Source organism: Streptomyces sp. NPDC003300, from assembly GCF_040610915.1.
In the GTDB taxonomy this organism is placed as follows: domain Bacteria; phylum Actinomycetota; class Actinomycetes; order Streptomycetales; family Streptomycetaceae; genus Actinacidiphila.
Window position 1 is genome coordinate 235387 of the sequence record NZ_JBEXNE010000001.1, and the last position, 21453, is coordinate 256839.

Consider the following 21453-nt stretch of genomic DNA (forward strand, 5'->3'; position numbering starts at 1 on the left):
GCGTTGCCTCGTCCGTTGGTTCAGCCACGGCCGTACTCCTCCTCCGACGACCAGAAGAACGCGTACCCTGCGCAGGCGGCCACGGCCGCCCAGCCGACCGCGAGCGGCCAGATGTGCGGCGGGAGCTGTTCGCGGGTGACGCTGTCGATCAGCGCGAAACGCATCAGACCGACATATACCAGGGCGGGGTTGACGTTGAGCATCACCGCGACGGCGTGCGGCGCGCCGACGGTGAACCGGGAGAGGTCGTAGAAGACCCCGGAGACGTACATCCAGGTCCGCAGCACGAAGGGCAGCACCTGGGCGAAGTCGGTGGTCCTGGCGCCGACGCGGGCCAGGCCCAGTGCCAGCCCCGCGTTGAAGAGCGACTGGAGGGCCAGCGCGGGGACGGCGAGCAGCCAGCGGGTGGTGACCGGGATGCCCTCGGCGACCACGATGACCGAGAGCACGCCGAGCGAGAGCAGGAGCTGCCGGAGCTGGAGCAGGGTGGCGGCGATCGGCAGGCAGGCGCGCGGGAAGTGCAGGGCGCGGACGAGTCCGATGTTGTCGGTCAGCGAGCGGGCGCCGCCGAGGACGGCCGACTGGGTGAAGGTGAAGACGAAGACCCCGGTGCACAGGAACGGGATGTAGTCCGTGACGCCGCGGCCCGCGCCGAGCAGCAGTCCGAAGATCAGGAAGTAGACGGCCGCGTTGAGCAGCGGGGTGAGCACCTGCCAGAGCTGGCCGAGGCGCGCGTCGCTGTAGAGGGCGGCCTGCCGGGCACCGGCGAAGGTGGTGACGAAGTGGCGGCGGGCCCAGAGCCGCCGGGTGTACTCCACGATTCCGGGGCGGGCGCCGCTGACGGTCAGGCCGTGGGCGGCGGCGAGCGCGGCGGGAGCGAGGTCCGCGGGGCCCGGCCGAGCGGGTGCGCGCGGGGCGGTGATCACGGCGGGAGAGGCGACGGGCATGGGCGGCTGCCTTCGGGTGACGGGCATGGGGAGACACCTGCGCAACGACGGAACGGGCCCGTATCGTCGTCACGGTCGACGGTAGAGCAGTCGCGGGATGGAACGCAACCGTTCCGTCGTCACGTCGGGTTAGGATCGCTCGCATGACCGACTCCGCCGAGGCCGCTTCTCCGTCCACGACGACCGGCGGTCCGCGCCGCGCCCCGGCGGGCGCCGCCGTGCTGCGCGAGGACGTCACCGAGGCGATCCGGGCGGCCGTCTTCGCCGAGCTGGCCGCCGTCGGCTACGGGCGCATGTCGATGGAGGGCATCGCCCGGCGCGCGGGGGTCGGCAAGGCCGCCGTGTACCGCCGGTGGCGCTCGAAGCTGCCGCTGGTCCTCGACATGGTGTCCGACTTCGCCGCGCAGGGCCTTCCCGTGCCCGACACCGGCACGCTGTACGGGGACGTCCGCGCCCTGCTCGACGTCAGCGCGCGGGCCCTGCGGCATCCGGTCGCGGCGCAGATCATCCCCGATCTGCTGGCCGAGGCCGCTCGCAGTCCCGAGCTGGCCGACACGCTGCGCACCGCGCTGCGCGAGGCCCAGGGCGGGATCACCGTCGCCGTCATACGCCAGGCCGCCGCGCGCGGCGAGCTGTCCCCCAGCGCCGATCCCGAACTCGCCCTCGACCTCATCGCCGGCCCGCTCTACTGGCGTCTGGCCGTCATGCGCGCCGCCTACTCCCGAGCGCAGCTCGACGCCCTCACCTCAGCCGTCGTCGCTGCGCTCCAGGCTTCCACGTAGCGCGTACGTCCGCCCCCACCCCGCCGCCGCGCTCCCGGCTCCCGCGTAACCACCGGGCCTCCGGCCCGGACCCCCACAGGACCTGCCCCGCTGAGACCGGTCCGCACAGCGCACCACCGCCGCGGCCGGCCGCGCAGTTCCCCGCGCCCCTAAAAACCCGCCGCACCCAGCCGAACACCCACGCCCCCGAAGGGCCGCGACCACCGGGCCTCCGGCCCGGACCCCCACAGGACCTGCCCCGCTGAGGCCGGTCCGCACAGCGCACCACCGCCGCGGCCGGCCGCGCAGTTCCCCGCGCCCCTAAAAACCCGCCGCACCCCGCCGAGCACCCTCGCCCCCGAAGGGGCGCGGGGAACTGCGCGAGCAACCACAACGCACCGGAAGTCGGCGAACACCCGGCCAGACCCACAGCGCGCGCCCGAAGGGGCGCGGGGAACTGCGCGGGGAAGCCATCACCGGCGGGTGGTCGGAGGGATGCGGCAACCGCCCCACCGGGTCCGGTGGTGACCGGCAGGTCAAAGGGCGTCCACGTGCCGGTGCTGACCGGCAGGTCAAACGGCTTCCCCGTGCGGGAGCACCACGGTGCGGTGGGCGTGGTCGCCCGCCGCGTCCGCCGTGGGGGCGGCGGCGATCACGAGGATGCCCGCGGCGGCGACCCCGCGGAGGCGGGCCCAGATCCGGCCCTCGGCCGGAACGGCGAGGTCGGCGGGGTCGACCAGGAGGACGTCCGGGGCCGGGATGAGGGCCAGGGCGACGGCCAGGAGAAGCTGGTCGCAGACCCCCAGGTGTTCGAAGCGGGCGCGGCGGGGGATGACGCCCGGCCGCACCGGGTCCGGGTGGTCGGCCAGGGTGAGCCCGGCGGCGGCCAGGGCTTCGTGGATGCGCCGGGCACCGACACGCAGGCCCGCGTGGACGGCCGCCAGGTCGAGGAGTTCACCGACGCGGTCGTACGGGTCGGGGGACCCGGGGCCGTACACCCGCGCCACGCCGGTCCTGCGCCCGCCGGGCCGCAGCCCGCGCCCGAGCGCGACCAGCATCGCGGTGCGTTCGGGACCCGCGGGGCCGATGACGGCCAGGAGTTCCGCGGCCGATACGGCGGCGGGCGCGACGCCGTGTGCGGGGGCGCTGTGCCCGGTCACTGTCACCACGCCGTCCCCTTCCTTCGTAGAGGCGAGCAATCCGCCCATATCTACCAAGGAAGGGGGCGTTCAGCGGCGCGGCACTCCGGAGAGCGCCGCCGTACGCGGCCGGGCCGCCGGACGTACACCGTCCCGGACGAGTACCAGCAGGGCCACGTCGTCGGCGGGGCGGTCGGCGGCGTGCCGCAGGACGGCGGCGCGCAGGTCCGCGGCGACGGCGCGGCCGGACAGCGGGGTGCCGGGGCGTACGTCGGCCGCGTCGGCCAGGGCGTCGGCCAGCGGGAAGAAGACGCCCTCGGCGTCCCGCGCGTCCTGCATGCCGTCGGTGCAGAGCAACAGCCCGTCGCCGGGCGGCACATGGCCGGTGGCGGCCGGTGCGGCCGTCCGCGCCGGGTCGAACAGGCCCAGCGGCGGCAGGGGTTCGCCGATCGGCAGCGGACCGGGCGCGGCGTCGAGCAGATACGGCTGCGGGTGGCCGCAGTTGACGATCCGGTAGGCGCCGTCGTCGGCGAGCTCGACGAGTTGGAGGGTGGCGAATTCCTCGGCGACCGGATCCTGTGGCGGGACACCGGCCGCCGCCGGGTGCTCACCGCGGGTCCGCTCCCGCAGATGGCGTCGCAGGGCCCCGTCCAACCGCCGCAGCACGCCCGCCAGTTCGGGTTCCTGATGGGCGGCCTCGCGGAAGCTGCCGAGCAGCGCGGCGACCATGCCGATCGCGGGCAGGCCGTGGCCGCGCGCGTCCCCGATGAGCGCCCGCACCCCGAACGGCGTGGCCAGCACCTCGTAGAAGTCGCCGCCGACGTGAGCGCCCCGGCTGGCCGACACGTACTCCCCCGCCACCGTCCAGCCGCCCGCTCTGCGCGGCAGCGGCCGCAGCAGCACCTGCTGGGCGGCGACGGCGATCTCCCGCGTACGGTCCAGCTCGTCGCAGAGCAGCGACCGGCGGCGGGCGGTCCACATCGCCGCGGCTATCACCGCGACCGCGGTGGCCGCGGCGCCGAGCACCGGGCCGAAGCCGTCGAAGGAGTCGTCGGCCAGTTCCGCGCCCAGCACGCCGAGCGCCAGCAGCCCGCTGCCGAACACCCAGAGCCGCCGGGCGCCCGCCGCGCAGGCCACCGCGGGAGTCACGGCGAGGGCGGGCAGCACGTCCGCGCCTTCGGACAACTGCCAGGTGAGCACGCCCATCACCGCCACCCACACGGCGGGTACCAGCGCCCACGGCACCCTTCGCAGCGCACGGACTGCCCGGTTTCGGATCATCCGCCCGGCTCCCCCCAGAAGCCGCGGTCGCGGCAGCGTCGGAGCCGCGGCCCGCATGCCCGGCTCCCGCATCCCGACCGATTCTGGCCATTCCCCGCGCACAAGTGGCCCGCCGAACGGGGTAATCACTCGAATGAGCGACGAAACCCTTGAGCGCTCCCCGAAAGACGAAGGGGGCCGCCCCGGTGCGTCCGGGACGGCCCCCCTTCTCGGGTCCTGCGCGCCGTCAGGCGCCGCGCAGCACCGCCCCGGTGAGGGCGTGGGCGCTGGCGACCGCCGCGTCACGCGCCGCCGTGGTCTCCTCGGCCGTCAGCGTGCGGTCGGGGGCCCGGAAGCGCAGCGCGTAGGCGAGGGACTTGCGGCCCTCACCGATCTGCTCGCCGGTGAAGATGTCGAACAGCCGGAGCGATTCGAGGAGTTCACCGGCGCCGTCGCGCAGCGCGCGCTCGACGTCGGCGGCCGGGACCGAGGAGTCGACGACGAGCGCCACGTCCTGGGTCGCCACCGGGAAGGTGGACACCCGCGGCCCGGTGGGCCGGTCGCCGCCCGCGCGCTCGACCTGGTCCATGTCCAGTTCCATCGCGCAGGTCCGCTCGGGCAGGCCGAGCGCCTTGGTGACCCTCGGGTGCAGCTCCCCCGCGTTGCCCACCAGCGTCTCCTGGCCGTCGACCACCGCGTACAGCGCGGCGCAGCGGCCCGGGTGGTAGGGGGCGTGCTGGTCCTGGCGGACGCTCAGCTCGACCCCGGCCTCGCGGGCCACGGTACGGGCCGCCTCGACCGCGTCGGCCCAGGTCGCCGGGTGTCCGGCGCCCCACCAGCCATTACGGTCGCGGGCGCCGCAGAGCACGACGGCGACCCGGCGGGGCTGGTCCGGCAGCGCCTCCTGGAGCCGCGCGATCTCCGCGTCCGTCGGACGGCGGTCGACCGCGAGACGCGGCGGCGTCTTCTCCGCGCCGGTCGGCAGGAAGACCAGACCGGTCTCGAAGAGCGCCAGGTCGTGCGTGCCGCGGCCCAGATTGCGGCGCAGCGTGGCCAGCAGACCGGGCAGCAGCGTCGTGCGCAGACCGGGCTCGGTGTCCGAGAGCGGGTTGGCGACGGTCACCGTGCGGCGGCGCGGGTCGTCCGCGTCCAGCCCGAGCTGGTCGAAGACCTCGGCGCTGACGAAGGGGTAGCTCGGCGCCTCCACGTATCCGGCGCCGGCCAGGGCCCGGCCGACCCGGCGGCGCAGGAGCTGCGACTCGGTCAGCCCGCGTCCGGCGGGCGGCTTGGGCAGCGTCGACGGCAGATTCTCGTAGCCTTCGAGCCGGATGACCTCTTCGGCGAGGTCGTTGGGGAAGGCCAGGTCGGGGCGCCAGCTCGGCACGGTGACGATCAGCTCGTCGCTGCCGTAGACGTCGCAGCCGATCTCCTGGAGGCGGCGGACGACGGTCTCACGGCCGTACTCGGTGCCCGCGACGCGGTCCGGGTGGTCGGCGGCCATCGCGACGGTGCGCGGGGCCGACGGTGAGACGACCTCAGTGACGCCGGGGTCCGCGGTGCCGCCCGCCAGGCCCGTCAGCAGGTCGACCGCGCGCTGGGCCGCGGCCGAGGTGGCCTGCGGGTCGCTGCCGCGCTCGAACCGCTTGGACGCCTCGGAGCCGAGCTTGTGGCGGCGCGCGGTGCGGGCGATGGTGACCGGCGCGAAGTGCGCGGCCTCGATGACGATCTCGGTGGTGCCGGTGACGACGCCGGTCTCCGGGTCGGTGGCGGGCGCGGCGATCTCGGTGTTCGCGCCGCCCATCACGCCCGCGAGGCCGATCGCCCCGGAGTCGTCCGTGATGACCAGGTCCTCGGGGTCCAGCGTGCGCTCGACGTCGTCCAGCGTCGTCAGCTTCTCGCCGGGCAGCGCGCGGCGCACCCCGATCGGCCCTTCGATCCGCGAGCGGTCGTAGGCGTGCAGCGGCTGGCCCAGCTCGAACATCACGTAGTTGGTGATGTCCACGGCCAGCGAGATCGGCCGCATGCCGACCTTCTGGAGCCTGCGCTGGAGCCAGATCGGCGACCGCGCCTCGGGGTCGAGACCGGTGACCGTACGGGCGGTGAAGCGGTCGCAGCCGACCGGGTCGGCGACCTTGACCGGGTAGCCGAACGCGTTGGGCGCGGGCACGTCGATCAGCGCCGGGTCGCGCAGCGAGACGCCGTACGCGATGGCCGCCTCGCGGGCGACGCCGCGCATCGACAGCGCGTAGCCGCGGTCCGGCGTGACGGCGATGTCCAGGACCTCGTCGACCAGTTCGAGCAGCTCGACGGCATCGGTGCCCACCTCGTGCTCGGGCGGCAGCACGATGATGCCCTCGTGGTCGTCGCCCATGCCCAGCTCCTGCGCGGAGCAGATCATGCCGTGCGAGACATGGCCGTACGTCTTGCGCGCGGCGATCGCGAAGTCGCCGGGCAGCACGGCGCCTGGCAGCACCACGACGACCTTGTCGCCGACCGCGAAGTTGCGGGCGCCGCACACGATCTCCTGCGGCTCGCCGGTTCCGTTGGCGTCGCCGACGTCGACCGTGCAGAAGCGGATCGGCTTCTTGAAGCCCTCCAGCTCCTCGATGGTCAGCACCTTGCCGACGACCAGCGGGCCCTTGAGCCCGGCGCCGAGCTGTTCGACGGTCTCGACTTCGAGACCGGCGGAAATGAGCTTGGCCTGGACGTCGCGGCCGGTCTCACCGGCGGGCAGTTCGACGTACTCCCGCAGCCAAGAAAGCGGGACCCGCATCAGATCTCCATCCCGAACGGAAGGGTGAAGCGCACATCACCCTCGACGATGTCTCGCATGTCCTCGACGCTGTGGCGGAACATCAGCATCCGCTCGATGCCGAAGCCGAACGCGAAACCGCTGTACTTCTCCGAGTCGACGCCGCAGGCGGTGAGCACCCTGGGGTTGACGACGCCGCAGCCGCCCAGCTCGATCCAGCCCTCGGAGGAGCAGGTGCGGCAGGGGCGGTCGGGGTTCCCGACCGAGTCGCCGCGGCAGACGTAGCAGAGCATGTCCATCTCGGCGGACGGCTCGGTGAACGGGAAGTGGTTGGGCCGCAGCCGCGTCGTCATGCCCTCGCCGAACAGCGAGACCACCATGTGGTCGAGGGTGCCCTTGAGGTCGGCCATGGTCAGGCCCTCGTCCACGGCGAGCAGTTCGACCTGCGCGAAGACCGGGGTGTGGGTGGCGTCCAGCTCGTCGGAGCGGTAGACGCGGCCCGGCGCGATCACGTAGACGGGCAGCTCGCGCTCCAGCAGGGCGCGGATCTGCACCGGGGAGGTGTGGGTGCGCAGCACCACGCCGGACTCGCCGCTGCCGCCGGGGCCTTCGGGGCCCTCGACGAAGAAGGTGTCCTGGGTCTCGCGGGCGGGGTGGTCGGGCGGGAAGTTGAGGGCGTCGAAGTTGAACCACTCGCTCTCGACCTCGGGACCCTCGGCGACCTCGTAGCCCATGGCCACGAAGATGTCCTCGATGCGCTCGGAGAGCGTGGTGAGCGGGTGCCGCGCGCCGACCGGGCGCCGGTCGTAGGGCAGCGTGACGTCCACGGCCTCCTCGACCAGCACGCGGGCGTCGCGCTCCGCCTCCAGCTCGGCCTGCCGGGCGGCCAGCGCCTTGTTGACCGCGCCGCGCGCCTGGCCGACGCGCTTGCCCGCCTCCGCCTTGGCCTGCGGCGGCAGCGCGCCGATCTCGCGGTTGGCGAGCGCCAGCGGCGAGGCGCCGCCGGTGTGCGCGGTCTTCGCGTGCGCGAGCGCGTCGAGGTCGGTGGCGGCGGCGACGGCGGCCAGCGCCGCGTCGCGCATCCGCTCGATCTCCTCCGGCTTCAACGCCTCGACCTCCACAGGGTCGTACGACTTGTTCGGTGCCGACATCTTTTCCCGTTCCGCAGTGGATGGTGGTGGGGGCGCCTCCCAGGACGGAGTCTCCGAGTGGAGGCTCTGCCCGACCGGACACATACCGAAGCCCGATTCTACCGGCGCCGCGTGGACCGCCTGATCACGCCCGTCGGGGGTCCGCCGGGACGACATCCCCGGCGAACGCTCTGCCCGCGCGGCCGGTCAGGCCATGAAAGCGGGTGCCCCGACGGGCAGAATAAATCGGAACTGGGCGCCGCCGCCGGGGGCCCTGCCGACGGAGATGGTGCCGCCGTGCGCCTCGACGATGCCCTTGACGATGTACAGCCCGAGGCCGGTGCCGCCGCGCTTGCTGCCCCGCCAGAAGCGGGTGAAGACGCGGCCCATCGACTCCTCCGGAATGCCGGGGCCCTCGTCGCTCACGGTCACCGCTGTGCCGGTGCAGCTCCGCTCCTGCGCGGAGAACGAGGGCTCTACGTCGATGGTGACAGTCCCCTCGCCGTGCCGCACCGCGTTTTCCAGCAGATTGCCGAGGACCTGGTCGACCTTGTCGGGGTCGGCCCACAGCGCGGGCAGCGGCTGGGTGACCCGCACCCGGAAGCGGTCGGCCCGCTGGCCCGCGGCGACATGGCCGTCCACGTGCCGCTGCACGGCCGCCGCCATGTCCACCGGCTGGCGGCGCACTTCCAGGCGGCCGGAGTCGATCCGGGAGATGTCGAGGAGTTCCGCGATCAGCCGGGTGACCCGGTTGGCGTCGGCGTCGACGGTCTCCAGCATGAGCTTCTTCTGGTCGTCGGTGAAGCGTTCCCACTTGGCGAGCAGGGTGGCGGTGAAGCCCTTGACCGAGGTGAGCGGCGAGCGCAGTTCGTGCGCGACGGTGGCGATCAGCTCGGCGTGGCTGCGTTCGGTACGGCGGCGGGCCTCGGTGCCGCGCAGCGAGACCACCAGACGGCGCACCGGTCCCGTGGGGTATTCGCGCACGTAGCGGGCGGCGACCAGCACTTCGCGACCGCCGGGCAGCAGCAGATTGCGTTCCGGCTGGCCGACCCTGATGGCCAGGCCGCCGTACGGGTCGGTGAGCGCCCACCAGCGGCGGCCTTCGAGGTCTTCCAGCGGCAGCGCGCGCTCCACGGATCTGCCGAGCACGTCGCGCGGGTGCAGGGCGGTGATCCGGGCGGCGGCGGCGTTGAAGGCGATCACCCGGCCGCGCTCGTCGGCGACCACCAGGCCGTCGGGGAGGTCGTCCGGGTCCAGGCCCAGGGAGTCGACGCCGAACGGTTCCGCGCCGAGGGGGCGGGCGGCGCGTGCCGCGGTGTCCCGCGATTCCGCTTCGTGGCCGGCAGGCCCCGGTGTCCGCGGTCCCGCGGAGCGCGCGGTCCGGCCCAGGACGGCGCTGCGCGCCTCGTCCTCTGGCACCGTCACATCCATCCCCGCCACTCCCCTTTCAGGGCCCCCGGGCCGCCACCCTACTAGGTGGATGTGACGCTGCGGCACCCTCCGGGCGCGCGCTGCGCCCGCGCGGAGGCGTAGAGGCAGACGGCGGCGGCCGTCGCGAGGTTGAGGCTTTCGGCGCGGCCGTGGATCGGGACGCGGACGACCTCGTCGGCCAGCGCGCGGGTCTCCTCGGGCAGGCCCCACGCCTCGTTGCCGAAGATCCAGGCGGTGGGGCCGTTCATGGTGCCCTCGTCCAGCTCGGCGTCCAGGTCCCGCCCGCCCGCGCCGTCCGCGGCCACCACCCGTACCCCGGCGGCCCGCAGTCCTGCCACGGCGGTGTCGACGGGCACGCCGACGGCGACCGGCAGGTGGAACAGGCTGCCCGCGGAGGCGCGTACGGCCTTGGGGTTGTACGGGTCCACGGACGCGTCGGTGAGCACCACCGCGTCGGCGCCCGCGGCGTCGGCGCAGCGCAGCACCGTACCGGCGTTGCCGGGGTCGCGGACGTTGGCGAGCACGGCGACCAGCCGGGGCCCGGCGCGCAGGATCTCCTCGAACGGCGAGTCGAGGAAGCGGCACACACCGACCAGACCCTGCGGGGTGACGGTGTCGGAGATCTCCGCCATCACCTCGGGGGTCGCGGTCAGTACGGGCGCGCCGACGGTACGGGCGGCGGCCACGATGTCGGCGTGCCGCTCGGCGGCCTCCGGTGTGGCGTACAGCTCGACCAGGGTCCTGCCGCCCTCGGTGCCGGGGTGCGCGATGGCCTCCCGTACGGCCTGCGGTCCCTCGGCGAGGAAGCGGCGCTCCTTGCCGCGGAAGCTGCGCTTGGCCAGCCGGTGCGCGGCGGTGACGCGCGTCGAACGCAACGAGGTCAGCTCGGGGGCTGGCATGGGTGACTCGCCTTCCGGATACGGGTGAAGCGGGCATGGCACAGGCCCGCAGGGGACAACCACCCGCGGGCCCGGAACCGTACCGTGAACAGGGCGCGTGTCGGCGTCAGGCCGCCTTGGGCGCGTTCACGTCGGAAGGCAGTGCCTTCTGGGCGACCTCGACCAGCGCCGCGAAGGCGTTCGCGTCGTTGACGGCCAGCTCGGCGAGGATCTTGCGGTCCACCTCGACGTTGGCGGCCTTCAGGCCCTGGATGAAGCGGTTGTAGGTGATGCCGTTGGCGCGGGCAGCGGCGTTGATCCGCTGGATCCAGAGCTGACGGAAGTCGCCCTTGCGCTTCTTGCGGTCGTTGTAGTTGTAGACCAGGGAGTGGGTGACCTGCTCCTTGGCCTTGCGGTACAGGCGCGAACGCTGACCGCGGTAACCGCTGGCCTGCTCGAGGATTGCCCGGCGCTTCTTCTGGGCGTTGACTGCCCGCTTGACGCGTGCCACTTGATAACTCCTTCTAGGGGACCGCGGTGATGCTCACACGGTCCGAAAGCGAATGAGGTCCCGGATCGGAACGGCGTGCCCCCGTCGGGGCACCGCCGTCACTTGCCGAGAAGCTTCTTGATCTTCTTGGCGTCCGACTTGGCGACCTCGACGGTGCCGGTGAGGGCGCGCGTCTTGCTGGACGGCTTGTGCTCAAGCAGGTGGCGCTTGCCGGCGCGCTCGCGCAGCACCTTGCCGGAGCCGGTGATCTTGAAGCGCTTGCTCGCACCGCTGTGCGTCTTGTTCTTCGGCATGGCGCCGTAGTCTCCTCGTCGCTGGCCCTCCCGTCCGCCGGTGGGCGCACGGAGAGCGTCAGTCCTGCATTACGGCCCGGAGCCGGAGGCTCCGGGGTGTTCGTCTCGTCTCAGGCGTCGGCCTGGGCCTCGTCCGGCACCTCGACGTCGTCGTGGGACACGGCCTCGTCGTGGGAGACGTCGTCGTCGTCGGCCGGGGCCTCACCCAGGCGGCTGGCCTTGCGGGCGGCCTGCGCCTCGCGGGCCTCGGCCATTGCCTCGGTCTTCTTCTTGTGCGGACCGAGGACCATGATCATGTTCCGGCCGTCCTGCTTCGGGTTCGACTCGATGAAGCCGAGGTCCTGGACGTCCTCCGCGAGCCGCTGCAGGAGCCGGTAACCCAGCTCCGGCCGGGACTGCTCGCGACCACGGAACATGATCGTGATCTTGACCTTGTCACCCTGCTTGAGGAACCGGACGACGTGACCCTTTTTGGTGTCGTAGTCGTGCGGGTCGATCTTCGGCCGGAGCTTCATCTCCTTGATGACCGTGTGCGCCTGGTTTTTGCGCGCCTCACGGGCCTTCATGGCCGACTCGTACTTGAACTTCCCGTAGTCCATGAGCTTGCACACGGGCGGACGGGCGGTCGCCGCGACCTCGACCAGGTCGAGGTCGTACTCCTGCGCAAGCTCCAGGGCCTTCGCAAGCGGCACGATGCCGACCTGCTCGCCGCTGGGACCGACAAGTCGAACCTCGGGAACGCGAATCCGGTCGTTGATGCGGGGCTCGGCGCTGATGGGGCCTCCTCGGTTGCACCACGCGGCTGACTGGCCGACAGCCGCGCATGAGTCTGTCTGGTTCTTCCGACCCCGTACCCAAGGCGCAAAAAACGCCCCGTACGGTACACAGGCGGGGCTCCTCACAACCGGGGAGCACCGCCGCGTTATTCCGCGGGGCGCATCGGACGGTGCCCGGTGGTGTCATGCTGACCGGAAACCGTCTGACCGGGGACCCGTCGGCCGAAAGGCCAACCAGGTGGGAGATCGGAGCCTCCACTTGATGGCCGGGACACACGGGTGCCCGGCCGGTCGTTCTCCCACCATACCAAAGGCTGACCGAAGCCCGTAATCCGCCGGACGGGGCATATCGTGTGCGGCATGAGCGACGAACAACAGACCCCGGACTTCGACAGCCTCACCCGCGACATCGCGGATGTGCCCGCCGTCGAGGTGATCACCACGGTCGCGGTGCACCTGATGAGCGCCGCCGCGGTGAATCTGGGGCTGGCCGAGGAGGGCCCGCAGCACAAGGACCTGGACGAGGCCCGCAAGCTCATCCAGGCGCTGGCCGGTCTGGTGACGGCGAGCGCCACCGAGATCAGCTCCTTCCACGCGGCCCCGCTGCGCGACGGGCTCAAGTCGCTCCAGCTCGCCTTCCGCGAGGCGTCGCTGGTGCCGGACGAGCCGGGCCAGGGGCCCGGCGAGAAGTACACCGGGCCCGTCTACGTCTGACCTCTGCCGCCGAGGGGGTCCGGGACCGGCGCGGCCGGTGCCGGGCGGCGCGGCCCGCGGGACCTCATGACGCCTCGGTCGCGCCGTCCCCCTTGTCGGCCAGCGCCTCGTCGACGGCGGCGGCCCGCGCGGCCTTGGCGGCGACCAGCGCCGGGTGGGTGACCTGGTGGACCAGGGCGGCGAGCGCGCCGCCGATCAGCGGGGCCACGATGAAAAGCCAGAGCTGCGAGAGCGCCGGGCTGCCCGCGAAGAGCGCGGGGCCCAGGCTCCGCGCCGGGTTCACCGACGTGCCGGTCAGCGGGATGCCGACCAGGTGGATGACGGCGAGCGCCATACCGATGGGCAGACCGTCGAAGCCGACCACCGCGACCCGGTGGGTCACCGCGAGCACCACGAAGACCAGCAGGAAGGTCAGCACTACCTCGGCGATGAAGGCACCCGCGGTGTTGATGCCGACCGCGGACCGGTAGCCGTAGCCGTTGGTGCCGAAGGCGCCGTGCGTCTTGAGACCCGGCACCTGCTTGGCGACCAGCAGGAGCAGCGCGGCGCCCGCGATGGCGCCGAGGAACTGCGCGATCCAGTACTCGACGGCGGTGCGCACCGTGATCCGCCGGGCGACCAGCATGCCCAGCGTGACGGCCGGGTTGACGTGGCAGCCGGATATGGGGCCGAAGGTGTAGGCCAGCGCGAGCAGGACGAAGCCGAAGGCCAGCGCGATACCGAGGGTGCCGATGTACTCGCCGGACAGCACGGCGGCCCCCACGGCGAAGAAGACCAGCAGGAGCGTGCCGAGGAATTCACAGGTCACTGTTCGCTTGTCCATCGGACCTCCTTGTGACGAGCACAGCCTGCTCACGCCATTCTCGGCCTTGCTGATGAAATCCACATCTCGGGTCATTTAGGGCAAATTAACCGGTCCGGACGGCGTTCCGGAGCGCTGCCACCCACCCGAAGGCTTTCGGCTCGACGCACGAGGTCCAGCGCACGAGGTCCAGCGCACGGGTCTCAGCTCACGGGTCTCAGCGCGCGAGGCTCAGCTCATGGGTCTCAGCGCGCGAACAGCGGCTCGCCCGGCAGTACGGCGCCCGGCGGCAGCAGTGCCAGGTCGAGGCCGCGCACCAGGCCAGCCCGCAGCACCTCGTCGGCGGCCAGCGCGGCGGCGATCCTGCGCCCGGTCTCCTGGACGTCGGCGTCCGGCGCCAGCACCAGGCCGAGCGTGCCGTCGCCGTCGGTCCCCGGCGTCAGGTGCGCCCGTACGACACCGGGCTCGGCGGCCACCGCGGCCCGCAGCGCCTCCCGTACGGCGGGGTCGGCGGTCGGGTCCGCGCGGCCGGGCCCGAGGGCGGCGGCGCGCAGGGCGGGTCCGGTCAGTTCGTACGTGACCGGCCCCGCGAGGTCGATCAGCAGCGTGTCGGCCCCCTCGTGCGCGAGCGCCTGGAGGGCCTGCGCCAGCGGTACGGCGACCGGCCGCGCCTCCGGCCGCCAGCGGGCCAGCGCCGCCACGGAGGTGAAGGCGGGCAGCGCCCGCCGCCCGTCCGGCGCCTGGATCGTCGGCACCGCCATGTCGCTGCTCTTCTCGCGGCGCAGCCCGTCCTCGCCGGTCTCGGCCTCGCCGAGCACCGCGACCACCGGCACCAGCAGCCGGGCCCCGTGCAGCGCGGCGACCACGGCCGCCTCCGTCCCGGGGTCCCGCGCGTAGCCGGTCAACGCGTCGGCCAGTGCCGCGTCGGCCGAGCCGTCGTCGTCGGAGAAACCGGGGTCGGGGATGTTCTTCAGCGCCACCCCGGAACCCTATCCGCCGTCCGCCGACAGACCGTGGGCGGGCCGTCCCGCGCGGCGGGGGCGGAACCACAGCAGCGCGGCGACCACGACCAGGGCGGCTCCGGCCACGGCGAAGACGGTCGCGACACCGTCGCCGAGGAAGCGGGCGGGCTCGGGCGCGCGGACCGGCGGCGCGGGGCCGGGGCTGAAGTACGTCCGCGGATAGCCGACTGCGGCCGGTACGGGGGGCGCGGGCCTCAGCTTCGCGGCGGCCTTCAGCGCGGCGGCCGGGTCGATCAGACCGGTGCCCATCTCGTCGCTGCGCCCGTCCTTGGGCCGGTCCCGCGTCGTGTCCTCCAGCACCCGCTTGACCTGGGCCGGGCTCAGCCTCGGGTCGGCGGACCTGATGAGGGCGGCGGCGCCGGAGACGTACGCGGAGGCGGCGCTGGTGCCCCAGCCCTCGTAATAGGTGCGGTCCGGGTCGGCGATCACGACGTCGACGCCGGGCGCGGAGACGGACGCGTACCAGCGGCGCGTGGAGAAGGCGGCGTGCTGCCCGTTCCTGTCGACGGCCGCGACCGCGATCACTCCGGGGTACGCGGCCGGGTAGGAGGAACGGTCCGCCTCCTCGCCGCCGTTGCCCGCGGACGCGACGACCACGACGCCCTTGCCGAGCGCGTACCGGATCGCCTCGTCCTCGGCGGCGACGGGCGCGGCGGTGGCGCTGTCGTCGCCGAGCGAGAGATTGATGACGTCCGCGCCGTGGTCGACCGCCCACCGGATGCCGTCGGGCAGCGCGTTGCCCTTGCTCGTACGCGCCTTGGACCGCTGCGGGTCCTTGTCCTCCAGGATCACCCGCACCGGCAGGATCTTCGCCTTGGGCGCGATGCCCATGACGCCCGAGTCGTGGCCGGGACCGTGGCCGTGCCCCGCGATGATGGCGGCCATCCCCGTGCCGTGCCGGGCCCAGGAGCGGTCGCCGCGGCCGGCGCCGAAGCCGACCATGTCCTTGCCCGTCAGCACCTGCCCGGTCAGGTCGGGGTGCGTCGCGTCCACCCCGGTGTCGAGCACCGCGACCGTGACGCCCGCGCCCTGGCTCGTACGCCACGCGCTCTCGGCGTGCAGGGCGCTCAGCGCCCAGTCGGCGTTGCGCACGGCGTCGGCGGCGGCGGGCTGGGCGGCCAGGGCGAGGGCCGCGGCGCCCGCGGCGAGCGAGGTCAGGGCGCCGAGCAGGCGGCGGGCCGGGGGACGGGAGGGGCGGCTCATCGGGACTTCTCCGTACCGGTGGCGCCGGGACCGCCGGGACCGCTGGACGGCCTGAGCAACGCGGTCACCGCGCTGTGCAGGCGGTCGTCGACGGCCGAGGCCAGGCCGGTCGCGTCGTAGCCGAGGCCGGCCTGGGCGGCCACGCTGGTGGCGCCGGACTTGGTGGCCTTGTCGGCGGACTGCGGGGTGAGGGTGCGCCCGTCGGCGAAGCCGGTGACCGCGTACACGACGAAGGGCAGGTCGGCGGAGACCTGCACGTCCCAGCTGCCCCGCTGCTTCACGCCGAAGGAGTCGGCGGCCGTGCCGGGAAAGGCCACCGGACGCGGGATCAGGTCCGCGCGGTCGCCGAGGTGCTGCGAGGCCCAGCGTCCGCTGAACCCGCGCATGGTGGCCGACTCGGCGGTGGTGACCAGCAGGCCCACCGTGGTGACCGAGGTCGACGTGCTGTCCACGTAGGTCGCGCGCAGCAGGCGCGCGCAGCCGACCGGGGCGAGTACCTGCTGGAGCAGCGGGTCGAAGGCGGCGGCGCAGCCGCCGGGCGCGGCGACGCCGATCCTGGTCCACGCGCGGTCGGCCCCGCCGGGACCCGCGCCTTTCGCGGACACCGTGCGCGGGAACAGCGCGTCGACCGGCGTGCTGCGCCACACCTCCCGTACGGCGGCGAACGCCTTGACGCTCCCGTCCACCAACGGCGGCTCCGCCCGCGGCTTGTGGTTGATCGCGCTCCCGGCGACCGCCCCGCCGATCAGGCCGAGCCCGAGCACCAGGCAGAGCGCCGCCCAGATCCGGGCCGAAGCCCCGCGGGCGGCGGGGGCGACGGCCTGCGCGGGCCCATGGTCGTATCCGGCGGGCGCGTATCCGCCGGGACCGTACGCCGTGAACCGCGGCGCGGCGGCGGGCGGTGGGGTGTAGGGCGGTGCGGGGGGCCGCGCCGGAGGCGGGGGGACGGCCGGGGGCGGTTCGGTGGCGGGCGGCGGAGGTCCCTCGGGGTGCGGGGGGACCGTCGGCGGAGTCTGCGGGCTCTGTTCCCGGCGAGGTTGGAGCGGGGGGAACGACGGGGACGTGGAGCCTCCTCCGTTGTCCACTCCAGTGCTCACCGGCGCCCCCTCGTGACATGTCCTCACGGCTTGCGCGTCACTCTACGGGGTCGACCGGACGTCGTGGTCCAGCAGGCCGTCCGGCATCCGTCCGCGTGACACGGCGGCGGACGTGCCCCGTACGCCCCTACCGCCCGGTAGCCCCTGTCTGGCAAGCTTCACGACATGTCAGAACGCGCTGCCGACCGCACCCGGTACGACCGGGCCACCGCCCATCTCGACGCCCCCGTGGCGATCGTCGACCTGGAGGCGTTCGACGCCAACGCCGACGACCTGGTGCGCCGCGCGGGCGGCAAACCGATCCGGGTGGCGTCCAAGTCGGTGCGGTGCAGGGCGTTGCTGGAGCGGGCGCTGGCCCGCGACGGCTTCGCGGGCATCATGTCGTTCACCCTGGCCGAGTCGCTGTGGCTGGCGCGCGCGGGCTTCACCGACATCCTGCTGGCGTATCCGTCGGCGGACCGGGACGGCTTCGCGGAGTTGGCCGCCGATCCCAAGCTGGCCGCCGCCGTCACGGTGATGGTGGACGACGTCTCGCACCTCGACCTGATCGACGCGGCCCGCGGCGGCGGCGACGAGACCGTCCGGGTCTGTCTCGAAATGGACACCAGCCTGCGGAAGTTGGGCGGTCGGCTGCGGATCGGCGCGCTGCGCTCGCCGCTGCACGACCCGGAGCGGATGGCGGCGCTGGCCCGTACCGTCACCGCGCGGCCCGGCTTCCGGCTGGCCGGGATCATGGCGTACGAGGGGCATGTCGCGGGGGTCGGCGACGCGGTCGCGGGCCGTCCGTTGCGGTCGCGGGCCATACGGCTGATGCAGTCGGCGGCCCGCAAGGAGCTGGCGGCGCGGCGCGCGGAGGCGGTCCGCGCGGTGCGGGCGGTCGCGCCGGAGCTGGAATTCGTCAACGGCGGCGGCACCGGCAGCGTGCAGACCACCGCGGCCGAGGACGCGGTGACCGAGATCGCGGCGGGCTCCGGGCTCTATGTGCCGCGGCTGTTCGACAACTACACGTCCTTCCGGGGCCGTCCGGCCGCGCTCTTCGCGCAGCCGGTGGTGCGCAGGCCCGGCGTCGGCGTGGTGACCGTGCTCGGCGGCGGCTACCCGGCGTCCGGCGCGGCCGGGCCCGACCGGCTGCCGGTGCCGTATCTGCCGGAGGGGCTGCGCTACGACCCGCAGGAGGGTCCCGGCGAGGTGCAGACCCCGCTGCTGGGGTCGCCCGCGGACGACCTGCTGATCGGCGACAAGGTCTGGTTCCGGCACGCGAAGGCCGGTGAACTGTGCGAGCGCTTCGCCGAGTTGCACCTGGTCGAGGGCGACCGGGTGACGGCGACGGTGCCGACGTACCGCGGTGAGGGCAAGACGTTCCTGTAGCCGCTGAAGGCGACAGGGGGCGGCGCCCGGGGTCCGGGCGCCGCCCCCTGCCGCGTACGGCCTCGCGCGGGCCGCGGGTCAGACGCCGGTGCCGCCCGTGCCGCCGGTGCCGCCGCTGCTGTCGGCCTTGATGCCCTGGGTGATCTGGTCCATGACGGCCAGGCTCGGGGCTTTGGAGCCGATGTCGAAGCCGAAGCGGACGACCGCGATGTTCTTCGGGTCGCGGGGCGAGGGGAAGGCGAGGGATTCCACGTACCCGCTGGTGCCGGACTTCGTGACGATCTTCCAGCGGACGAAGTACCCCTTCTGTCCGGCGACCGTGACCGGCTGCGACGCGATCTGCTGGTGCGAGGTCGTGGCGCCGTAGATGTCGGTGCTGTACGCGTCGGCCGCGTTCTGCGCGATGTCCGCCTTGGCGGCGGCCTCCGCTCCGGTCGCGGTGAGCTTGAGCGCCTCGGCGGGCTGGGCGAAGACGCCGCCGCGCACGCAGTCCTTGGTGGCGTCGCCGGGGCACGGGTAGCCGCCGGTGACCACGCTGGCGCCGATGCCGTTGGCGCCCGAGGTGCCGGTCCAGCCGTTGAGCACGGGGAGCCTGATGCCGTCGTAGCCGTCCACGGCCTTGCCGTCGCTGCCGCCGTCGGGACCCTGCGAGCCGTCCGGGGAGTCGGGGTCGGGCGACCCGCCGCCCGGCGACCGCGGTGTCCGGGACTCGCCTCGGTGCGGCGCCGAGGCGCTGGGCGTCGGCGAGGCGTTCTTGTCGCTCTTGTCGTCCTTGCCCAGGACCAGGATTCCGGCGACCACGCCACCGATCAGGACGAGCGCGGCCACGATCGCGATGACCACCGCACCGGTACGGCGACCGCCGCCGCCGGGGCCGCCGGCCACGACGTCGCCCGGATAGCCCGGCGTGCCGGGGTAGCCCGCGTAGGGCTGCTGGACCGCGTCCACCGGGACGGGCGCGGTCCTGGTGTACTCCGTCCACGTACTCCCGTCCCACCAGCGTTCCATGGCCGGGCCGTTGCCTGTGTGCCCGGGTTCTGGATACCAGCCGGGCGGGGTCGTCGTCGTCACGGCCGTCACCCTATGGCCCCTGCATGAGAATCCCGTAAGGGCGTCGGTCACAGCCCGGTTACACCCGTTCTGTCACCGCGATTTCCGGCCGCACGGCCGCCCGTCCCCCGTGCTGCCCGTCCCTCTCGCCCCTCGCAGCTCTTACCGCTTGCCGCTCTTGCCTCGGGTCAGCGTCAGCAGGTCGCGCGCCGGGCCCGCCGGGCGGTGGCCCGCCGTCCACACCGCGCGCAGCGACCGGCCGAGGTCGAGACCGGCGACGGGGACGCGGACGAGGCGGCGGGCGGCCAGCTCCTCCACGACGGCGAGTTCGCTGAGCACCGCGGGCCCCGCGCCGCTGACGGTGGCGGCCTTCACGGCGGTGGTCGAGGCGAGTTCGAGCAGCGGTACGGCCGGGCCGCCGTGTCCCGCCAGGCCCGCGTCGAGCACCTGCCGGGTGCCGGAGCCCTCCTCGCGCAGGACGAGCGCGGTCGCGGCGAGTTCGGCCGCGGTCAGCGCCTTGCGGCGGCGGGCCCAGGGGTGGGCGGGCGCGACCACGACCAGCAGCAGGTCCTGCGCGATCACGACGGCGTCCAGGCCCGCGGGGACGTCCACGCCCTCGACGAAGCCGAGGTCGGCGGTGCCCGCGAGCACCTGCCGGGCGACGGCCGCGGAGTTGCCCGCGGCGAGCGAGACGGCCGTGTCCGGGTGGCTGCCGTGCAGGGCGATCAGCCAGCCGGGCAGCAGGTATTCGGCGACGGTCATGCTGGCCGCGACCCGGAGCCGGGAGTCGCGCCTGCCGCGCAGCGCCCGCGCGCCCGCGTCGAACGCCTCGGCGGCCTCCAGCACCTTGCGCGCCCACTCGCTGACCAGCGCCCCCTCGTCGGTGAGGCGCGAGCCGCCGGGCGAGCGGCGGACCAGCGCCACGCCGAGCTGCCGCTCCAGGCCGCGCAGCCGCCCGCTGGCCGCGGGCTGGCTGATGCCCAGCTCCCGCGCGGCCCGCCCGAGGCTGCCGAGCCGCGCGACGGCCAGCAGCAGCTCCATGGCGGCGAGGTCGGGGACCCGGCGGGCGAGCGGAGTGCCTGATGGGGGCGGCGCGGTGGACGGCTGAGCCATAAGCCCACGTTATGCCCTCATAGCCTCGCGGGCTCTACCGGGGCGGCCCGCGGGAGGGGAGGGTCGGAGCATGGCCACTGTTCACGCCGCGCAGCCGTTCGCCCAGGTCCGTACCCGTGTCCCCGCGGTACGGCACGTCGGTCCCAACTGGTACGCCACCGTCATGGGGACGGCGATCGTGGCGAACGCCGGGGTGGCGCTGCCGGGCGGGCAGCGCTGGCTGCGGGACGTGTGCACCGGGGTGTGGGCGCTGTCCGCGGTCCTGCTCGTCGCGGTCCTCGCGGCCCGCTGCGCGCACTGGGCCTGGCACACCGACCAGGCGCGGCGCCATCTGCGCGACCCGGCCGTGGCGCCGTTCTACGGCTGTCTGCCGATGGCGCTGCTGGCCGTCGGCGCGGGCACGCTGCTGCTCGGGCCGCCGGTGCTCGGGGAGCGTACGGCGGTCACGGTCGACGCGGCGCTGTGGGCGGTCGGGACGGCGTCGTCGCTGCTGGTCGCGGCGGCCGTGCCGTATCTGATGGTGGCCAGACACCGGATCGGCCTCGACGACGCGTCGCCCGTGTGGCTGCTGCCGGTGGTGGCGCCGATGGTCGCGGCGGCCACCGGGCCCGCGCTGATCCCGCGTCTGCCCGCCGACGCCGTGCAGGCCAGGGAGGCGCTGCTGCTGGGCTGTTACGCGATGTTCGGGCTGAGCCTGCTGGCGACGCTGACGATGCTGCCGCTGGTGTGGTCGCGCCTGGTGCGCCGCGGGCCGCTGCCGCTCGCCCTGACCCCGACGCTCTTCCTGGTGCTCGGTCCGCTCGGGCAGTCCACGACGGCGGTCGGCCAGGGCGCCGACGTGGCCTCCGGCGCCGTCCCCGCCCCGTACGCGACGGCGCTGCGCGGCTTCGCGGTGCTGTACGGCGTCCCGGTGATGGGCTTCGCGCTGCTGTGGCTCGCGGTGGCGGCGGCCCTGGTGGTACGGGCGGCCCGGCGCGGGATGCCGTTCGCGATGACCTGGTGGGCCTTCACCTTCCCGGTCGGCACCTGCGTGACCGGCGCGGCGAGCCTGGCCCGGCACACCGGTCTGCACGCGCTGGGCTGGCTGGCGGTCGGGCTGTACGCGGCGCTGGTCGTGGCCTGGCTGGCGGCGGGCGCGGGCACGCTGCGGGGGACGGTGAGCGGCCGGCTGCTGGCGGCGCCCACGGGGTGACGGGCTTGACCGGT

Annotated in this window: 20 protein-coding genes; 4 read left to right on the forward strand and 16 right to left on the reverse strand. The window is 74.0% G+C overall.

Annotated features, from left to right (window positions below):
• Window positions 1–20: 20 nt before the first annotated feature.
• Complete coding sequence (locus ABZX65_RS00805) at window positions 21–947, reverse strand: ABC transporter permease (protein ID WP_355333572.1); 927 nt, start codon at window positions 945–947, stop codon at window positions 21–23.
• Window positions 948–1090: 143 nt separating this feature from the next.
• Between ABZX65_RS00805 and ABZX65_RS00810 the strand changes: the two genes are divergently transcribed.
• Window positions 1091–1729: a TetR/AcrR family transcriptional regulator gene (locus ABZX65_RS00810; RefSeq protein WP_355332851.1), complete on the forward strand. Its 639-nt coding sequence runs from the start codon at window positions 1091–1093 to the stop codon at window positions 1727–1729.
• Between the two features lie 551 nt (window positions 1730–2280).
• Here ABZX65_RS00810 and ABZX65_RS00815 read toward each other — a convergent pair.
• The 9 genes from ABZX65_RS00815 to infC form a co-directional block, all read right to left on the reverse strand.
• A complete protein-coding gene (locus ABZX65_RS00815) occupies window positions 2281–2877 on the reverse strand; it encodes a hypothetical protein (RefSeq protein WP_355332854.1) in 597 nt (198 codons plus the stop codon).
• A gap of 60 nt (window positions 2878–2937) precedes the next feature.
• Window positions 2938–4092, reverse strand: coding sequence for a PP2C family protein-serine/threonine phosphatase (locus ABZX65_RS00820; RefSeq protein WP_355332857.1), 1155 nt, complete (start codon window positions 4090–4092; stop codon window positions 2938–2940).
• Window positions 4093–4354: 262 nt separating this feature from the next.
• Window positions 4355–6880, reverse strand: a complete 2526-nt coding sequence (gene pheT / locus ABZX65_RS00825; protein ID WP_355332860.1) for a phenylalanine--tRNA ligase subunit beta — start codon at window positions 6878–6880, stop codon at window positions 4355–4357.
• Window positions 6880–8010: a phenylalanine--tRNA ligase subunit alpha gene (gene pheS, locus ABZX65_RS00830; protein WP_355332862.1), complete on the reverse strand. Its 1131-nt coding sequence runs from the start codon at window positions 8008–8010 to the stop codon at window positions 6880–6882. The genes pheT and pheS overlap by 1 nt, the downstream gene beginning before the upstream one ends.
• 186 nt (window positions 8011–8196) lie before the next feature.
• Window positions 8197–9252, reverse strand: coding sequence for an ATP-binding protein (locus tag ABZX65_RS00835; protein ID WP_355333574.1), 1056 nt, complete (start codon window positions 9250–9252; stop codon window positions 8197–8199).
• A gap of 209 nt (window positions 9253–9461) precedes the next feature.
• Window positions 9462–10319 (reverse strand): RNA methyltransferase, encoded by an 858-nt coding sequence (locus tag ABZX65_RS00840; protein ID WP_355332865.1) that lies wholly within the window; start codon window positions 10317–10319, stop codon window positions 9462–9464.
• A 106-nt stretch (window positions 10320–10425) separates the two neighbouring features.
• Window positions 10426–10809, reverse strand: coding sequence for a 50S ribosomal protein L20 (rplT, locus tag ABZX65_RS00845; protein WP_018564305.1), 384 nt, complete (start codon window positions 10807–10809; stop codon window positions 10426–10428).
• 98 nt (window positions 10810–10907) lie between these two features.
• A complete protein-coding gene (rpmI, locus tag ABZX65_RS00850; RefSeq protein WP_327291998.1) occupies window positions 10908–11102 on the reverse strand; it encodes a 50S ribosomal protein L35 in 195 nt (64 codons plus the stop codon).
• Between the two features lie 110 nt (window positions 11103–11212).
• Window positions 11213–11878 (reverse strand): translation initiation factor IF-3, encoded by a 666-nt coding sequence (gene infC, locus ABZX65_RS00855; RefSeq protein ID WP_355333576.1) that lies wholly within the window; start codon window positions 11876–11878, stop codon window positions 11213–11215.
• Between the two features lie 360 nt (window positions 11879–12238).
• Here infC and ABZX65_RS00860 point away from each other — a divergent pair, with 360 nt between their 5' ends.
• Window positions 12239–12592, forward strand: a complete 354-nt coding sequence (locus ABZX65_RS00860; RefSeq protein ID WP_188281368.1) for a DUF1844 domain-containing protein — start codon at window positions 12239–12241, stop codon at window positions 12590–12592.
• 64 nt (window positions 12593–12656) lie between these two features.
• Here ABZX65_RS00860 and ABZX65_RS00865 read toward each other — a convergent pair whose 3' ends face one another.
• From ABZX65_RS00865 to ABZX65_RS00880, 4 genes are all read right to left on the reverse strand, one after another.
• Complete coding sequence (locus ABZX65_RS00865) at window positions 12657–13415, reverse strand: MIP family channel protein (protein WP_355332870.1); 759 nt, start codon at window positions 13413–13415, stop codon at window positions 12657–12659.
• 224 nt (window positions 13416–13639) lie between these two features.
• The gene (locus ABZX65_RS00870; protein ID WP_355332873.1) at window positions 13640–14374 is read right to left on the reverse strand and encodes an SseB family protein; all 735 of its coding nucleotides are present in this window, start codon (window positions 14372–14374) and stop codon (window positions 13640–13642) included.
• A 9-nt stretch (window positions 14375–14383) separates the two neighbouring features.
• A complete protein-coding gene (mycP, locus tag ABZX65_RS00875; RefSeq protein ID WP_355332876.1) occupies window positions 14384–15619 on the reverse strand; it encodes a type VII secretion-associated serine protease mycosin in 1236 nt (411 codons plus the stop codon).
• Complete coding sequence (locus tag ABZX65_RS00880; protein ID WP_355332879.1) at window positions 15616–16716, reverse strand: hypothetical protein; 1101 nt, start codon at window positions 16714–16716, stop codon at window positions 15616–15618. Before ABZX65_RS00880 ends, mycP begins: the two co-directional genes overlap by 4 nt.
• 165 nt (window positions 16717–16881) lie before the next feature.
• Here ABZX65_RS00880 and ABZX65_RS00885 point away from each other — a divergent pair, with 165 nt between their 5' ends.
• Window positions 16882–18084: an amino acid deaminase/aldolase gene (locus ABZX65_RS00885; protein ID WP_355332882.1), complete on the forward strand. Its 1203-nt coding sequence runs from the start codon at window positions 16882–16884 to the stop codon at window positions 18082–18084.
• Between the two features lie 78 nt (window positions 18085–18162).
• Here ABZX65_RS00885 and ABZX65_RS00890 read toward each other — a convergent pair whose 3' ends face one another.
• Window positions 18163–19155: a DUF2510 domain-containing protein gene (locus ABZX65_RS00890; protein WP_355332884.1), complete on the reverse strand. Its 993-nt coding sequence runs from the start codon at window positions 19153–19155 to the stop codon at window positions 18163–18165.
• Window positions 19156–19296: 141 nt separating this feature from the next.
• Window positions 19297–20247 carry a LysR family transcriptional regulator gene (locus ABZX65_RS00895; RefSeq protein ID WP_355332886.1) on the reverse strand — a complete coding sequence of 317 codons (951 nt, stop codon included), beginning with the start codon at window positions 20245–20247 and terminating at the stop codon, window positions 19297–19299.
• Between the two features lie 70 nt (window positions 20248–20317).
• Between ABZX65_RS00895 and ABZX65_RS00900 the strand changes: the two genes are divergently transcribed.
• Window positions 20318–21439, forward strand: coding sequence for a TDT family transporter (locus ABZX65_RS00900; protein WP_355332889.1), 1122 nt, complete (start codon window positions 20318–20320; stop codon window positions 21437–21439).
• Window positions 21440–21453 lie beyond the last annotated feature (14 nt).

Excerpts from the sequence above, each read along its gene's own strand:
- ABZX65_RS00805 (WP_355333572.1), bottom strand. The coding sequence starts at position 947 with ATGCCCGTCGCCTCTCCCGCCGTGATCACCGCCCCGCGCGCACCCGCT.
- ABZX65_RS00810 (WP_355332851.1), top strand. The coding sequence starts at position 1,091 with ATGACCGACTCCGCCGAGGCCGCTTCTCCGTCCACGACGACCGGCGGT.
- pheT (WP_355332860.1), bottom strand. The coding sequence starts at position 6,880 with ATGCGGGTCCCGCTTTCTTGGCTGCGGGAGTACGTCGAACTGCCCGCC.
- pheS (WP_355332862.1), bottom strand. The coding sequence starts at position 8,010 with ATGTCGGCACCGAACAAGTCGTACGACCCTGTGGAGGTCGAGGCGTTG.
- ABZX65_RS00840 (WP_355332865.1), bottom strand. The coding sequence starts at position 10,319 with ATGCCAGCCCCCGAGCTGACCTCGTTGCGTTCGACGCGCGTCACCGCC.
- rpmI (WP_327291998.1), bottom strand. The coding sequence starts at position 11,102 with ATGCCGAAGAACAAGACGCACAGCGGTGCGAGCAAGCGCTTCAAGATC.
- ABZX65_RS00860 (WP_188281368.1), top strand. The coding sequence starts at position 12,239 with ATGAGCGACGAACAACAGACCCCGGACTTCGACAGCCTCACCCGCGAC.
- ABZX65_RS00865 (WP_355332870.1), bottom strand. The coding sequence starts at position 13,415 with ATGGACAAGCGAACAGTGACCTGTGAATTCCTCGGCACGCTCCTGCTG.
- mycP (WP_355332876.1), bottom strand. The coding sequence starts at position 15,619 with ATGAGCCGCCCCTCCCGTCCCCCGGCCCGCCGCCTGCTCGGCGCCCTG.
- ABZX65_RS00885 (WP_355332882.1), top strand. The coding sequence starts at position 16,882 with ATGTCAGAACGCGCTGCCGACCGCACCCGGTACGACCGGGCCACCGCC.
- ABZX65_RS00895 (WP_355332886.1), bottom strand. The coding sequence starts at position 20,247 with ATGGCTCAGCCGTCCACCGCGCCGCCCCCATCAGGCACTCCGCTCGCC.
- ABZX65_RS00900 (WP_355332889.1), top strand. The coding sequence starts at position 20,318 with ATGGCCACTGTTCACGCCGCGCAGCCGTTCGCCCAGGTCCGTACCCGT.